Here is a 13,829-nt window from a genome sequence, read left to right as displayed (position 1 = left end):
GGGAACAGTGGGGTCGAGCCTACGACAACGGCCGTGCCCCGAGGGGCACGGCCGCTGTTGGATGTGGCGTTCGGGTCGCGAACGTCAGTTGCGCAGGTCGCCGAGACCGAGCAGGTCGAGCAGGCCGGTGCTGTCGAGCAGGTCGAGCACTGCCTCGAGGCCGAGCGACTTGAGCAGGAAGCCCAGGCCGAGGCTGTCGAGCAGGTCGCCGACGTAGTCGAGCAGGTTGTCCTTGTCCGGCGTGCCGCTCGGCAGCGGGGTCGTGTTGCCGGCCTGGCAGGCGGCCAGGAGCGCCGTGGTGCCGCTGACGGCCTTGGCGGCGTTGGCGCGCAGCACCTTGGTGTTGCGGAGCTTGCGCTTGACCTTGTTGAGCTTCTTCTCCAGCTTGGCGACCCGCTTGGTCGCGTGCGCCTTCTTGGCCTTCTTGATCTTCTTCTTGAGCTTGACGACCTTGGCCTTGAGCTTCTGGACCTTGATCTGGGCCGCGGAGCGGGTCTGGGTCGCGACGTCGACCGCCTTGGCCTGGACGACGCAGCCGGCCGCACGCTCCGCCGTGCCGGCGGCCGGAGTCGCGGACGCGACCGGGGCTGCCGAGGCGACCGGAGCAGCGCTCAGCGTGAGGCCGAGTGCGACCGCCACGCCGAGGATCAACTTGAGCAGGGCACGATTCATGCCGGTTTCTCCCTCAGGATCTGCCGAGTGCCACGAACCCCCCATGGGCGACACCCGGTGATGGCACCGGGCGCATGGGATGCCCGGCTGGAAGGTCACCCTAAAGCATGAACCGGGCCCGAACGGCCCAGGGGGCCCGGGACGTCGTCCCGGGCCCCCTGCGCGTGCTGGTCGTGTCGCTCAGCAGACGAGCGGCAGCGGGAGGATGGAGCACAGCGGGTTGTCCCCACCCGAGGGGACGCCGGGGAGCCCCGGGAGGCTGGGCAGGCCCGGGAGGCTCGGCAGGCCGCCGGCCAGCAGGTCGAGGACCGAGTCCAGCGCGTCGAGCACGGGCGAGAGCGGTGCCACCAGGTCGCCGAGACCGAGGCCGATCAGGGTCTCCTTGAGGATGTCGACGAGGCCGGCCGGGTTCGACAGGCCCGCCTTGAGCGCGTCGCACAGGCTCTTGGCCTGCGCCGGCGCCATCGCGCAGAGCTGGTCGAAGGTGGTCAGTAGCGGGTCGATCGCCGTGGGGATCAGGTCGCACAGCGGCTGCAGCTGCGGGACGGCGTCGCACAGGGCCTGGATCGGCAGCTGCGGGGTCGACGGGGCGGGCGGCGAGGGAACGCCGGGCGCCTTGCAGGCGTAGTACGCGCCGTAGGCGGCGTTGTACTGGTTGACGTACGCGTCGCGGACGGCGACCCCGGACTTCTTCGCCTTCTTGGCCTTCTTGACCTTCTTCTTGAGCTTCTTGATCTTCTTGGCCGGCGCGTCGTGCTTCTTGGCCTTCTTCAGCTTCTTCTTGAGCTTCTTGACCTTGGCGTCGGCAGCGACGGCGTAGGCGTTGGCCGCCTGGTAGTTGTTGTAGGCCTTGGTGAGGTTCTGGCCCTCGGTCGTGCACGCGGCGGTCGGGGCGACCCGCTGGGCGGGTCCCTGGGCCGGCTGCGGCGCGGCCGAGGCGATCGGCGCGGCCGTGAGCGTGAGGCCGAGTGCGACGGCCATGCCGACGAGGATCTTGCAAAGGGCGCGATGCATCGCGGGATGTCTCCCTCCGGTTGTGTCGGTCCGCCGTCGCCGTTGCCTCCCCGACGACGTCCCGATGTGGCCCGGACCCCATGGCCCGGTTCCCAGGAGGCTAGGTGAGTTCACCCCCGTGCGGGACCCCGAACGACGAACCGCACGCCCGAAATGGACGTGCGGTTCGTGAAGCACGGGCGCCCTGGCCCGGACGGACTAGTCCGTTCGGGTCAGGCCTTCTTGGTGGCCCAGAAGATCTCGGCGATCTCGTCGATCTTGGCGAGCAGCTCGTCGGCCTTGGCCGGGTCGAGGGTGCCCTTGGTGCCGGTCGCGCCGGCGAGCTTGGTGGCCTCGTTGACCAGGGTGTGGAGCTGGGGGTAGGCCTCGAAGTGCGGGGGCTTGAAGTAGTCGGTCCACAGCACCCAGAGGTGGTGCTTGACGAGCTCGGAGCGCTGCTCCTTGATGAGGATGGCGCGGGTGCGGAAGTCGGGGTCGTCGCTGTCGAGGGCCTTGGCGATCACGGCCTTGACGGACTCGGCCTCGATGCGGGCCTGGGCGGGGTCGTAGACGCCGCAGGGCAGGTCGCAGTGGGCGGAGACCTCGACGGTCGGGGCGACGAAGCGCGTCGTGAGACGGGAGAACATGTCGGTCCTCTCAGTTGTGTCGGCGGATGGTCCAGCAGGTGGGTACGTGCTGCCTGCGACACTACTCGTCATGGCTGGTGCGGTGGCGGGAGGGAGGCGCCCGCGTGCCCCGCGGCCGCGGGTCGGCATCGCGGTGGTGCGGGGCGACTCGATGCGCCCCACCCTGCGGCCCGGCGACCGGCTCCTCGTCGGGTACGGCGCACGCGTGCGCCCGGGGCGGGTCGTGGTGGCCCGGTTCGCCGACGGCACCCTCGTGGTGAAGCGGGCGGTCGAGCGCCGGGGGAGTGGCTGGTGGCTGCGGGGCGACAACCCGTCCGTCGGGGTGGACTCGCGCCACCGCGGGCCGGTCCCGGACGAGGCGGTGCTGGGCGTCGTACGGGCCCGCGTGTGGCCGCTGCCCCGGCCGCTGGGCAGGTTCGCGGATGTGAAAGGATGAATGACCGTGGCTGACGTTCTCTCCCCCCACCCGCGCGCGGGTGAGCCGGTCTTCGATCTGCATCTCGGCGGGAAGATGGCGACGGTACCCACGGCCGACGTCGGCACCCGCGACCAGCTGTCGCTGGCCTACACGCCCGGCGTCGCCGAGGTCTGCGAGGCCATCGCCGCCGACCCCGGGCTGACCCGGCACTACACCTGGGTGCCCAACACGGTCGCGATCGTCACCGACGGCACCGCCGTCCTGGGGCTCGGGGACATCGGTCCCGCGGCCGCGATGCCGGTCATGGAGGGCAAGGCCGTCCTGTTCAAGCAGTTCGGCGGCGTCGACGGCATCCCGATCTGCCTGGCGACGACCGACGTCGAGGAGATCATCGAGACCGTCGTGCGGCTCGCGCCGAGCTTCGGCGGGATCAACCTCGAGGACATCTCCGCGCCGCGTTGCTTCGAGATCGAGGACCGCCTCAAGGAGGCGCTCGACATCCCGGTCTTCCACGACGACCAGCACGGCACCGCCGTGGTGACGCTGGCCGCGCTCGTCAACGCCCTCAAGCTCACCGGACGCACGGCCGAGACGACCCGCGTCGTCATCTCCGGCGCCGGCGCCGCGGGCGTCGCGATCGCGAAGATCCTGCTCGCCGCCGGCGTCAGGGACATCGCGGTGACCGACCGCAAGGGCGTCGTCAGCTCCGACCGCACCGACCTGACCGCCTCGAAGAAGGCCCTGGCCGAGCTCACCGCCGACCAGTGCGGCCGGCGCGGCACCCTGGCCGAGGCCTTCGACGGCGCCGACGTCTACATCGGCGTCTCCGGCGGCACGGTCCCGGAGGAGGTCGTGGCGACCATGGCCGACGACGCGATCATCTTCGCGATGGCCAACCCGAACCCCGAGGTGCACCCCGACGTCGCGCACCGCCACGCGCGGGTGGTCGCGACCGGCCGCTCCGACTTCCCCAACCAGATCAACAACGTGCTGGCGTTCCCCGGCATCTTCCGCGGTGCCTTCGATGTCCACGCGAGCGCGATCACCGAGGGCATGAAGGTCGCTGCTGCCGACGCACTCGCCGCCCTCGTCGGTGACGACCTGTCCGAGGACCTCGTCATCCCTTCGCCCTTCGACCCGCGGGTCGGGCCGGCCGTCGCCGCCGCCGTGGCGGAGGCCGCGCGCCGCGACGGGGTCGCGCGGATCTGACCCTCCCGGGACCCGTCGGACGGCGCCGGGCGCCCTCCGCCGAGGGCGCGTGGTGAGCGGTGCGGAGCGGGCGGGATCTCGGCGGTCGGCCACCGAGGTGCGTGCCCGGGGTGCGGGACACCCGGAGCGCGCCAGGAGTCGGCCACTAGGGTCGGAGACGTGCTAGCCGTCTATGCCGACTCCTTCGCCAGCTCCGCCGACGACCCGCTGACCGGCCTCGTGGTCGGGGACCGACCCGACCCGGTCGCCCCCGACGGCTGGACCACCGTCACCGTGAAGGCGGCCGCCCTCAACCACCACGACCTGTGGTCCCTGCGCGGCGTCGGCCTCAAGGCCGAGGCCCTGCCGATGATCCTCGGCTGCGACGCGGCCGGGTACGACGAGGACGGCAACGAGGTCGTCGTCCACGCCGTGATCTCCGACCCGGACTGGACCGGCGACGAGACGCTCGACCCGCGCCGCTCGCTGCTGTCGGAGCGCTACCAGGGCACGCTCGCCGAGCGCGTCGTCGTACCCCGGCGCAACGTGGTGCCCAAGCCGGCCTCGCTGTCCTTCGAGGAGGCCGCCTGCCTGCCGACCGCCTGGCTGACGGCGTACCGCATGCTCTTCACGCAGGGCGACCTCAAGGCGGGCGACACCGTGCTGGTCCAGGGCGCCGGCGGCGGCGTGGCCACCGCGATCATCGCCCTGGCCCGCGCCGCCGGGCTGCGGGTGCTGGCGACCAGCCGGGACGAGGCGAAGCGCGCCAAGGCGCTCGAGCTCGGCGCCCACGAGGTGTTCGAGACCGGCGCCCGGCTGCCCATCAAGGTCGACGCGGTCATGGAGACCGTCGGCCGCGCGACGTGGTCGCACTCGATCCGGGCGCTGCGGCCGGGCGGGCGGATCGTGATCTCCGGCACCACCTCGGGCCCGAACCTGGACGACGCCGAGCTGACCCGGATCTTCTTCACCCAGCTGAGCGTGATCGGCTCCACCATGGGCACCCGCGGCGAGCTCGCCTCGCTGGTCAACCTCCTCGACAGCACCGGTGTGCGCCCCGTCATCGACCGGGTGCTTCCCCTCACCGACGCCCGCGACGGCTTCGCCGCGATGGCCTCCGGTGACGTGTTCGGCAAGGTGGTCTTCACGCGCTGACGGCGCGACAGTTTCACCGGCCGGCCGGAGAAACTCATGCTGGGACGAGGAAGCTTCCTCGTCCCAGCATGAGTTTTCTCGTCCAACCTCGGCCTTTGTCCACAGGCCGGCCGGCGGATCCTGTGACGGAGGGGACAGCCGAGCGGCCGGTTAACCATTGGCGGGAATGACTGTCGGTGGTGGACGATTGACTCCTGTCAGCGCCGGATCGGGCGGACCGATGAATTTCTCGGGCTCGCCATGTCGAATCGGTGACGGCTGGTTCGTCGTACCTGTGAAGCGACGGTCAGCCCGAGCCACGCGGCGTCACCTGGTCGGCCACCGCTGGACCATGCCACCCAACCGATAGGACCTGTCATGACTGCGCCCTCCGGGCCCGCCGATACGGGCAGCGACACCGGCAGCATCGCCGAGTTCGAGGAGGAGTTCACGAGCGCCTCGGCGACCCCGGGCCGGACCCCCCTCGTCATCAAGCTCCTGGTCGCGGCGACCTTCGTCGTGATCTTGAACGAGACCATCATGGTCAACGCCATCCCGCGGCTGATGACCGAGTTCGCGATCACCTCCACCACCGCCCAGTGGGCGCTGACCGTGTTCATGTTGACGATGGCCGCCGTCATCCCGGTCACCGGCTGGTTCCTCCAGCGGGTGAGCACGCGGACGGCGTACGCCACGGCGATGACGACCTTCAGCATCGGCACCCTGGTCGCCGCCGTCGCGCCGACCTTCGAGATCCTCCTCGTGGGCCGCGTCGTGCAGGCCGGCGGCACGGCGGTGATGATGCCGCTGCTGATGACGACGCTGATGACCGTGGTGTCGGCCGAGGACCGCGGCCGGGTGATGGGCCAGGTCACGCTCGCGATGTCGTGTGCCCCGGCGCTCGGGCCCGCAGTCTCGGGCATCCTGCTCGACCTGGGCTCCTGGCGGCTGATCTTCGTCACCGTGCTGCCGATCGCCGTCCTCGTCGGCTTCTTCGGCTTCCGGCAGCTCGAGAACGTCGGCGAGACGACCCGCAGCCCGATCAGCTGGCTGAGCGTGGTGCTCGCGGGCGGCGGCTTCAGCCTCTTCGTCTACGGCCTCAGCAAGGTCGGCAACGGCGGCTGGGCGGAGCCGACCCTGCTCATCGGCTCCGGCGTCGTCCTGATCGCGCTGTTCGCGGCGCTGCAGATCCGTCTCCAGCGCTCCGAGCGACCGCTGCTCGACCTGCGCACCCTGCTGCACCGCAACTACGCGGTGTCGCTGGTCCTCATGGCAGCCGGCTTCATGGCGTTCCTCGGCTCGATGATCCTGCTGCCCCTCTACCTCCAGGACCTGCGCGGGCTGACCGAGCTGCAGACCGGCCTGCTGGTCATGCCCGGTGGTCTCGCGATGGGCCTGCTCGGCCCGCAGGTCGGCAAGGTCTACGACCGCATCGGCGCCCGGCCGCTGGTCATCCCCGGCTCGGTCGCGATGGTGGCGCTGTTGTTCGGTCTGAGCCGGATCGGCGCCGAGACGCCGTACGCCGTCATCCTGGCCCTGCACATCGCGCTGATGGTGAGCCTCGCGATGGTCTTCACGCCGGTCTTCACCATCGGCCTCGGTGACCTGCCGCCGCAGCTCTACTCGCACGGCAGCTCCCTGCTGGGCACCCTCCAGCAGGTCGCCGGCGCCATCGGCACCGCGCTGCTGGTGGTCATCATGACCAACCGCACCGAGCACCTCGCCGATGCCGGCAGCGGGCCGGTCGAGTCCTTCATGGGTGGGCTGCAGTGGGCGTTCGCCGCGGGGGCCGTGATCGGCGTCGTCGTGGTCGCGATGGCCCTGCTGCTGCCGTCGAAGGTCGACGCTCCCGAGGGAGCGCACGCCGGCCACTGATCGTTGGGTGCAGGGATCACCGGTCGACCGGTGATCCCTGCGCCTGCCGGTGGTCACTCCGGACCAGCTGGAACCGTCGGTCCGCCGCGACCCGGTCGGGTGCGGGGACTACCGTGCGGCCAGGAACGCGTCGACCAGCGGCCAGCTGACCTCGGCGGCCCGGGGCCCGGCGACCAGGCCGAGGTGGCTGAGCCCGTCGGCCGCGGCGTACCGCGCCCCAGGTACGACGTCCGCCCCGGCGCGCACGGCCGGGCCGTCCGCGATGTTGTCGGTGTCGCTGCCGACGAACAGGACGCGGGTGCGCACGTCCGCAAGCCGGATCTCGCGCCGCCGGCTGAGCCGCACGGTGCCGGTGGCCAGCTCGTTGCGCACCATCAGCCTGGTGTGGATCTGGTGGTACGCCCGCCCGGGGTAGCCCGGCATCTCGCCGATGAACCCGTCGACGGCGCTGGTGCGCGCCAGGGTCTCGGTGTCGAGGATGTTCCTCGCCAGATGGACGGCCCTGGTCAGCTCGCGGCGCGGTGCCATCGCGCGATAGCTGGCCCGCACCAGGTGGCGCGGCACGCCGCCGAGCGCCGCGGTCGGGGCGGTGACGGCACGGGTGCCGAGCATCCGGTCGGCGACGACGAGGGGGCGGATCGCCGGGATCCGCGTGTAGTCGACGGGGGTGCCCAGCGCCGTGAGCGAGGCGATGGGCAGGTCGGGGTGGGCTGCCGCGGTGAGCAGGCCCATCGTGCCGCCGAGCGACCAGCCGACCAGGTCGACGCCGTCGGCGTGGTCGCCCCCGGCCGCGTGGTCGGCCAGCACGGCGCGGATGGCGGTCGGGAGGATGTCGTCGACCCACGCCTCGAAGCCCATCCCGCGGTCGGCGAAGGTGATTCGCCCGTAGTCGACGAGGTACGTCGCCCGGCCGGTGCCGAGCAGATGGGCGGCCAGGCTCTGGCCGGGGCGCAGGTCGAAGCAGCGTGCCGACACCGCGAGCGGGGGCACGAGCAGGACGGGCCGCTCGGCTCGTGCCGAGGTGGCCCGGTCGTAGCGGACCAGTCGGCGGTGCGGGGCGTCGGACAGCACGGTGGCCGGCAGGCCGTCGTACTGCTCGATGCCGTCACCGAGGGGCGAGAGCGCCCAGGCGTTGCGCGCGGCGGTGCGGGTGGCGGTGCTCAAGAGGTCTGCTGCGGTCGGCACCGCGACATGGTCGCCGTCGTGAGAGCCGGTCGTCCACCGAACGTGACGAGACCGACGTCCTCCCGAGGTCCGGCCGATGCCGCGGGTCGAGGTCAGGACGGGCGCGAGCGCCAGTTCCGCGCCCCGACCAGCAGCATCCGGATCTGGGTCCGGGCGTCGTCGGCGACGCGCTGCTCGGCCGGGGAGCCGGGGGAGGTGCCGAGCAGGCGCTCGGCGGTACTGACCATCGCGCCGACGATGAGCGCGGAGAGCACCTGGAGGTCGCGCTCGCTCCAGGCGTCGGTGCCCGGCAAGTGAGCGAGGTCGGTCGCCAGCTCGCGTTCGGCGAGCTCGATGCCACGCGCGATGGCGTCGCGCACCGCGGCCGGTCCGGCGAACCGCTCGCGGGCGATGAAGCCGTAGTGCGCGTGGTCTTGTCGCACCTGCTCGACGAGGACGGTGACGGAGCCGTCGATCAGGGTGGCGGCATCCTCGCCGGCGGTGCGCCGCAGCTCGCGCAACAGCGCCCGCAGGGTGTCGAGCGACTCCTCGACCAGGGCGAGCCCGAGGTCCTCGATCGAGGGGAAGTGCCGGTAGAAGGCGGTCGGCACGATGCCGACCTCCTTGGCGACCTGGCGCAGCGACAGCGCGACCAGCGCGGATCCCTCGGACAGCGAGAGGGCGGCGTCCAGGATCGCGCGGCGGGTCCGCTCCTTGCGCTCGCCCCGGCTCTCGGTCATGCCTGGATCCTACGAGAGTGAACGTGTGTGCACTGTCACGCGGTGGGGGGTGTTGACGTACGCCGGGCGGGCGGGTCAGAGTTTGAGAGTACGGTTGTGCACTGAAATTCCGCCCTTGAAGGAGACGCGATGTCCGCGCTCATCTCTCCACCCGGCACCGCGGGCCGCGTGGCGGGCCGGCTCCTGCGCTCGCGGCTCGCCGCGGCGCTGACCACCCCGCACGGCGTCGACCGGTACCTCGAGCGGTTCAACCCGATGTGGGCCGCGCACGAGGTGCGCGCCCGTGTCGTGTCCGTCCACCGCGAGACCGCCGACGTGACCGGCTCCGCACCCGTCGCGACGCTGACCCTCCAGCCGACCAGCACCTGGCGCGGTCACCGCGCCGGCCAGCACGTGCTCGTCGGCGTCGAGCTGCCCGGCTCGGCCAAGCGGCACACCCGGGCGTTCTCGATCTCCTCGGCCGCGTCAGGGCCGGGGGAGCCGATCACGCTCACGATCCGCGCGCACGACGAGGGCCAGGTGTCGTCGTACCTCGTCCGCGAGGCGCGGCCCGGCACCATCGTGCACCTGAGCCAGGCGCAGGGCGCGTTCACCCTCAACGAGAGCCCGGCCACGCCGACGACCAACCACCTCCTGTTCGTCACCGGCGGCTCCGGCATCACCCCGGCGATGTCGATGGTCCGCACCCTCCTGCGGGACGGGTATGACGGCCACGCGGGTCGCCGGGTGACCTTCTTGCACTTCGCGCGCAGTCCCGAGGACCAGATCTTCGCCGACGAGCTCGCCGAGATCGCCGCCGCCGACAACGGCGTCGACGTCCACCTGCGTCACGGCGACCGGCTCTTCAGCGAGTTCGAGCTGCGCCGCCTGGTGCCCGACTTCCGCGACACCGACACCTGGCTGTGCGGCCCCGCCGGGCTGGTCGAGCTCGTCAAGGACGCCTACACCGACGCCGCGGGCGCGCTGTCGCCACGGCTGCGGATGGAGTTCTTCAAGCCCGCCGTTGCCCGCGCCGCCCAGCCCGGCGAGGCCGCCGCGGGCGAGGTGTCCTTCACCCGCTCCGGCAAGACCGTCGCGGCGAGCGGAGCCAGCCTGCTCGAGCAGGCCGAGGAGCTCGGCCTGACGCCGGAGTTCGGCTGCCGGATGGGCATCTGCTTCTCCTGCACCACGACCTTGACCGCGGGCACCGTCCGCAACGTCCTCACCGGCGAGGAGTCCTCCCTGCCGGACGAGGAGATCCGCATCTGCGTCACCGCCGCAGCCGGTGACTGTCACATCGACCTCTGAGGAGATCCCATGAGCACCGACACCCGGACCGACCCGGACGCCCTGGACACCCCGGACACCCCGGACACCCCGGCCGACGAGAGGTACCACGGCCTGACGTCCGCGCAGATCGAGCAGCTCGGCGCGGAGCTCGACGCGCTGCGCCAGCGGGTCCTTGCCGACCTCGGCGAGGCGGACGCGGCGTACCTCCGCAAGGTCGTCAAGACCCAGCGCTCCATGGAGGTGGCCGGCCGGGCGTTGTTCTACCTGCCGGTGATCGGCTGGCTGCCGGCCGTCGCCTGCTTGAGCGTGTCGAAGATCCTCGACAACATGGAGATCGGGCACAACGTCATGCACGGGCAGTACGACTTCCTGGGCGACCCGGCGTTCAACTCCCGGATGTTCGACTGGGACACGGTGTGCCCCGGTGAGCAGTGGAAGTACTCCCACAACTACATCCACCACACCTTCACCAACATCGTGGGCAAGGACCGCGACGTGGGGTACGGCATCCTGCGGATGGACCCCGAGCAGAAGTGGCACCCCTACTACCTCGGCAACCCGATCTACGCGTTCTTGCTGATGGTGTTCTTCGAGTGGGGCGTCGCCCTGCACGACCTCGAGGTCGAGAACATCGTGTCGGGCAAGAGGAAGCTCGCCGACAACAAGCCGCTCTACCCCGGTCTGATCCGCAAGATCCGGCGTCAGGCGGTCAAGGACTACCTGCTCTTCCCCGCGCTCACCGGCCCGCTCTTCCCGCTGACCTTCGCGGGCAACGCCGTGGCCAACCTGGTGCGCAACGTGTGGGCGTTCAACATCATCTTCTGTGGGCACTTCCCGGCCGGCGTCGCGAGCTTCTCCGAGGAGGAGACCGCCAACGAGACCCGCGGCCACTGGTACCTGCGCCAGATGCTCGGCTCCGCCAACATCGAGGGCGGCCGGCTGATGCACCTGATGAGCGGCAACCTCTCGCACCAGATCGAGCACCACCTGTTCCCCGACCTGCCGGCACGCCGCTACCCGGAGCTGGCCGTCGAGGTGCGAGAGATCTGCGAGCGCTACGGACTGCCCTACAACACCGGCGGCCTGCACCAGCAGCTGTTCAGCGTCTTCAAGAAGATCGTCCGCTACTCGCTGCCCGGCGGCCGGGCGAAGGTGGCGCCGGTCCTCGGTCCCGAGGCCGTGACCGAGGACTCGTTGGCAGCCTGAGGATGCGCGGGGGACACTGGCCGGCATGACCGGACGGGACCATCTCAGCAGGGGCGAGATCACCAAGGACGCGTTCCAGGCGGGCGCCGAGGCCGCGGCGCAGACCGTCGGCGAGGTCGCCAGCATCGTGACCCGCGCCGTCGGTGAGGTCGCCGCGGCCGTGGGCGGCTTCGCCACCGAGATCTTCGAGATCAAGGACGCCTCGCGGCGGGCGCTCGCCGAGCATGTCGGCGACCCGGCGCCGGCCGTCGGCGAGCGCGACGACGACGTCCGCTAGGGCCCCCGATTGGGCACAAACCGCACGTCCCGGGCCCGAAATGTCGCGGTTTGGTCCCAAACCGCAACGCCCAGCGTTCCGCTCAGTCGAACGCGAGCCGGAAGTCGGCCATCCGGAACGAGCCCAGCTGCCGCGCCTCCCGCATGAACCCGAGCGGGCCGTCCGGGGCGAAGCTCCACCGTCCGCGGCACGGCAGTGCCTTCGCGGTGCCCTTCATCACCACGTGGGCGGTGTCCGGGTGCTCGGGGATGCCGGGCTGCTCGACCCGGCCGCTGAAGGGCACCCGCAGCGCGGCGCGGGAGACGTCGGTGAAGTGCGCCTCGGCGATCGGACGCCGCTCGACGGTCGCGCTCCAGTCGGTCGAGGTGAGCGGGCCGCGGAACGAGGTGTCCAGGTCGAAGTCGCACAGGTCCTTGGGGATCGCCCACAGCGCGCGCCCGCCGGCCTGCGAGGCCGGGGAGTCGACCCAGATGTCGGTGATCGTCACCGCGCCCTTGCCGGCGCTGTCCTTCACCGTCCGCGCGAGCAGGAGCTCGTGGTAGGTCAGCGGACTCGGCTCCTCGTAGGAGACCAGTGCGACGCCGTACGTCCCCGCGGGGTGGTGCGCATCGACGGCGCGTGGCAGCCGGAACACCGACAGCCACAGGGAGCCGTGCATGTGCCACGGGGCCGGGGGATAGGTGCTCACGTGTCGTCCTCCAAGAACAGTTGGGCGGTGTGCTCGATCTCGGCCTCCATGGCCGCCGGCAGGTCGTCGGTGAGCTCGTCGGCCATCGGACTCTCCTCGCGCGGCCCGAGTCCGGCGGCGGCCCTCTCGACCGCGGCGCCGACGTCGATGATCGTGGCCTGGCGGACGTAGGGCTTCTCGAGCTCCTTGGCGACGTACTTCGCCACGAAGCGGCGCAGCTCGCCCTCGACGTTGGCGGCACGGCCGGTCAGCGAGGCGCGCAGGCCCTGCGCCTTGAGGCGGACGAGCACCTGCGCCGCGCGCGGGGGCGTCACGTCGAGCACGATCGCGAGATCGGTGCGGCCGTGGGCGGTGATCAGCAGTGGCACGGTGATCGCGGCGTCGAAGTGCTGCTTGTCCATGCCGAGGTCGATGCTGAACCGCAGGCTCACCGGCAGGTCGACGTGGAAGGTCACGGGTTCGGCGCCGATCCGCTCGCCCGTGGCGGTCCCGATGGTGCCGGTCGCGGTGACCTTGGCGATCCGGCCGGGACCCACGCCGAGCGGGCCGACGTCGATGGGTCGGCCGGCGAGCACGTTGACGCCGCCGAGGACCCGCTCGACCGTCACGGCGGTGGCGAAGAAGCGCTCGCCCCACGCCGCGTAGTCGATCAGCTCGTCGCTCACGCGGGTGAGACTAGATGATTGATGCGCGGGTCTCGCACGCTCCGCGACGCTCGGCATCCGCGCTCGCTGCGTTGCCGACGCTCGACGTGCGCCCAGCATGCCTTCGCGCCGGCGCCTTGCGAGCGCGGCGCCGAGCGCCGCTCGCAGCACGATCCCCGCGCATCAATCATCTAGTGGGTGGGCCGCCCCCGCGGGCCGGTCGCCAGTCCGCGGGTCACCAGCTCCAGGGTGCGCGCGACCGCGGTCTCGCGCTCCGCCTCGCCCAGGTCGGCCAGGGGGCCGTCGATGAGGAGCATGGCGAGTCCGTGCACCGCGGCCCATGGACCGGCCTCGGCGCCCGGGCGGTCCTCGGGAGCCAGGTAGCCGACCGCGACCAGCTCGTCGAGCATCTCGCCGAGCAACAGGTACGGCGCCGGCTCGCCCATGCCCCGCTGGTCGTCGGCGCGCAGCCCGCCCGTGAAGCAGGTGCGGAACACCCCGGGCTCGTCGAGTGCGAACCGGATGTAGCCGCGACCGGTCGACCGCAGCCGCTCCAGTGCACGGCTGACGGGATCGCCCTCGGTCGGGACCCGGTCCAGGTAGACCGCCATCGCCGCGACCATGCCGTCCATGGCCAGCGCCCGCGCGGCCTCCAGCAGGTCGGCCTGGTTCTCGAAGTGCCGATAGGCGGCGGTCGGCGTGACGCCCACCTCGCGCGCCGCGCCGCGGATGGTGACCGCGTCCGGCCCCCCGGTCGCGGCGAGCTCGGCGGCCGCGCGGACGAGGGCGTTGCGCAGGTCGCCGTGGTGGTAGCCGCGCTTGCCACCGGTACGGCGCGCCCCGTCGCCGGTCCGTGCGCCGGTGCCGTTGCCGTCGGTCGTCGAGCTGCTCACGCCGAACATGTTGACACCTGC

General features: G+C 71.6%; 15 protein-coding genes. 7 read left to right on the top strand and 8 right to left on the bottom strand.

The genetic code is table 11. The features are described from left to right. Positions 1-84 precede the first annotated feature (84 nt). From ACPZVR_RS05225 to sodN, 3 genes are all read right to left on the bottom strand, one after another. A complete protein-coding gene (locus ACPZVR_RS05225; protein WP_436698514.1) occupies positions 85-672 on the bottom strand; it encodes a hypothetical protein in 588 nt (195 codons plus the stop codon). A 180-nt stretch (positions 673-852) separates the two neighbouring features. After that, the gene (locus ACPZVR_RS05220; RefSeq protein ID WP_436698513.1) at positions 853-1,653 is read right to left on the bottom strand and encodes a hypothetical protein; all 801 of its coding nucleotides are present in this window, start codon (positions 1,651-1,653) and stop codon (positions 853-855) included. A 245-nt stretch (positions 1,654-1,898) separates the two neighbouring features. Beyond that, positions 1,899-2,312 (bottom strand): superoxide dismutase, Ni, encoded by a 414-nt coding sequence (gene sodN, locus ACPZVR_RS05215; protein WP_436698512.1) that lies wholly within the window; start codon positions 2,310-2,312, stop codon positions 1,899-1,901. A 70-nt stretch (positions 2,313-2,382) separates the two neighbouring features. On the opposite strand from sodN, the gene sodX reads away from it, so the two are divergent. From sodX to ACPZVR_RS05195, 4 genes are all read left to right on the top strand, one after another. Continuing rightward, positions 2,383-2,748 (top strand): nickel-type superoxide dismutase maturation protease, encoded by a 366-nt coding sequence (gene sodX, locus ACPZVR_RS05210; protein ID WP_436698511.1) that lies wholly within the window; start codon positions 2,383-2,385, stop codon positions 2,746-2,748. A gap of 75 nt (positions 2,749-2,823) precedes the next feature. Then, positions 2,824-3,939 (top strand): NAD(P)-dependent malic enzyme, encoded by a 1,116-nt coding sequence (locus ACPZVR_RS05205; RefSeq protein ID WP_436698734.1) that lies wholly within the window; start codon positions 2,824-2,826, stop codon positions 3,937-3,939. Between the two features lie 159 nt (positions 3,940-4,098). Next, the gene (locus ACPZVR_RS05200; protein ID WP_436698510.1) at positions 4,099-5,073 is read left to right on the top strand and encodes a zinc-binding dehydrogenase; all 975 of its coding nucleotides are present in this window, start codon (positions 4,099-4,101) and stop codon (positions 5,071-5,073) included. Positions 5,074-5,430: 357 nt separating this feature from the next. Continuing rightward, positions 5,431-6,927 carry an MDR family MFS transporter gene (locus tag ACPZVR_RS05195; RefSeq protein WP_436698509.1) on the top strand — a complete coding sequence of 499 codons (1,497 nt, stop codon included), beginning with the start codon at positions 5,431-5,433 and terminating at the stop codon, positions 6,925-6,927. Between the two features lie 108 nt (positions 6,928-7,035). On the opposite strand, the gene ACPZVR_RS05190 is transcribed toward ACPZVR_RS05195, so the two are convergent. Together ACPZVR_RS05190 and ACPZVR_RS05185 are read right to left on the bottom strand one after the other, a co-directional pair. After that, positions 7,036-8,112: a hypothetical protein gene (locus ACPZVR_RS05190; RefSeq protein WP_436698508.1), complete on the bottom strand. Its 1,077-nt coding sequence runs from the start codon at positions 8,110-8,112 to the stop codon at positions 7,036-7,038. 92 nt (positions 8,113-8,204) lie between these two features. Beyond that, on the bottom strand, positions 8,205-8,831 hold the full coding sequence (locus tag ACPZVR_RS05185) for a TetR family transcriptional regulator (protein ID WP_436698507.1): 627 nt from the start codon (positions 8,829-8,831) through the stop codon (positions 8,205-8,207). 129 nt (positions 8,832-8,960) lie between these two features. Between ACPZVR_RS05185 and ACPZVR_RS05180 the strand changes: the two genes are divergently transcribed. The 3 genes from ACPZVR_RS05180 to ACPZVR_RS05170 are packed head-to-tail and all read left to right on the top strand — an operon-like array spanning position 8,961 to position 11,583. Next, positions 8,961-10,118: a ferredoxin reductase gene (locus ACPZVR_RS05180; protein ID WP_436698506.1), complete on the top strand. Its 1,158-nt coding sequence runs from the start codon at positions 8,961-8,963 to the stop codon at positions 10,116-10,118. A gap of 9 nt (positions 10,119-10,127) precedes the next feature. Next, positions 10,128-11,306, top strand: a complete 1,179-nt coding sequence (locus ACPZVR_RS05175) for a fatty acid desaturase family protein (protein WP_436698505.1) — start codon at positions 10,128-10,130, stop codon at positions 11,304-11,306. A 25-nt stretch (positions 11,307-11,331) separates the two neighbouring features. Next, positions 11,332-11,583, top strand: a complete 252-nt coding sequence (locus ACPZVR_RS05170; RefSeq protein WP_436698504.1) for a hypothetical protein — start codon at positions 11,332-11,334, stop codon at positions 11,581-11,583. Between the two features lie 82 nt (positions 11,584-11,665). Here the strand turns inward: ACPZVR_RS05170 and ACPZVR_RS05165 are convergent, their stop codons facing one another. The 3 genes from ACPZVR_RS05165 to ACPZVR_RS05155 form a co-directional block, all read right to left on the bottom strand. Further along, entirely contained in the window at positions 11,666-12,271 is a 606-nt protein-coding gene (locus ACPZVR_RS05165) for an acetoacetate decarboxylase family protein (protein ID WP_436698503.1), read from the bottom strand. After that, entirely contained in the window at positions 12,268-12,936 is a 669-nt protein-coding gene (locus ACPZVR_RS05160) for a hypothetical protein (protein WP_436698502.1), read from the bottom strand. Before ACPZVR_RS05160 ends, ACPZVR_RS05165 begins: the two co-directional genes overlap by 4 nt. Positions 12,937-13,106: 170 nt before the next feature. Then, a complete protein-coding gene (locus ACPZVR_RS05155; RefSeq protein ID WP_436698501.1) occupies positions 13,107-13,808 on the bottom strand; it encodes a TetR/AcrR family transcriptional regulator in 702 nt (233 codons plus the stop codon). Between the last annotated feature and the right edge of the window lie 21 nt (positions 13,809-13,829).

Origin of the sequence: Nocardioides segetis, from assembly GCF_051390595.1 — a bacterium.
Classification (GTDB): Bacteria; Actinomycetota; Actinomycetes; order Propionibacteriales; family Nocardioidaceae; genus Nocardioides.
The sequence above is the reverse complement of the archived record's forward strand: the minus strand, read 5'-3'. Positions and strand labels throughout refer to the sequence as shown.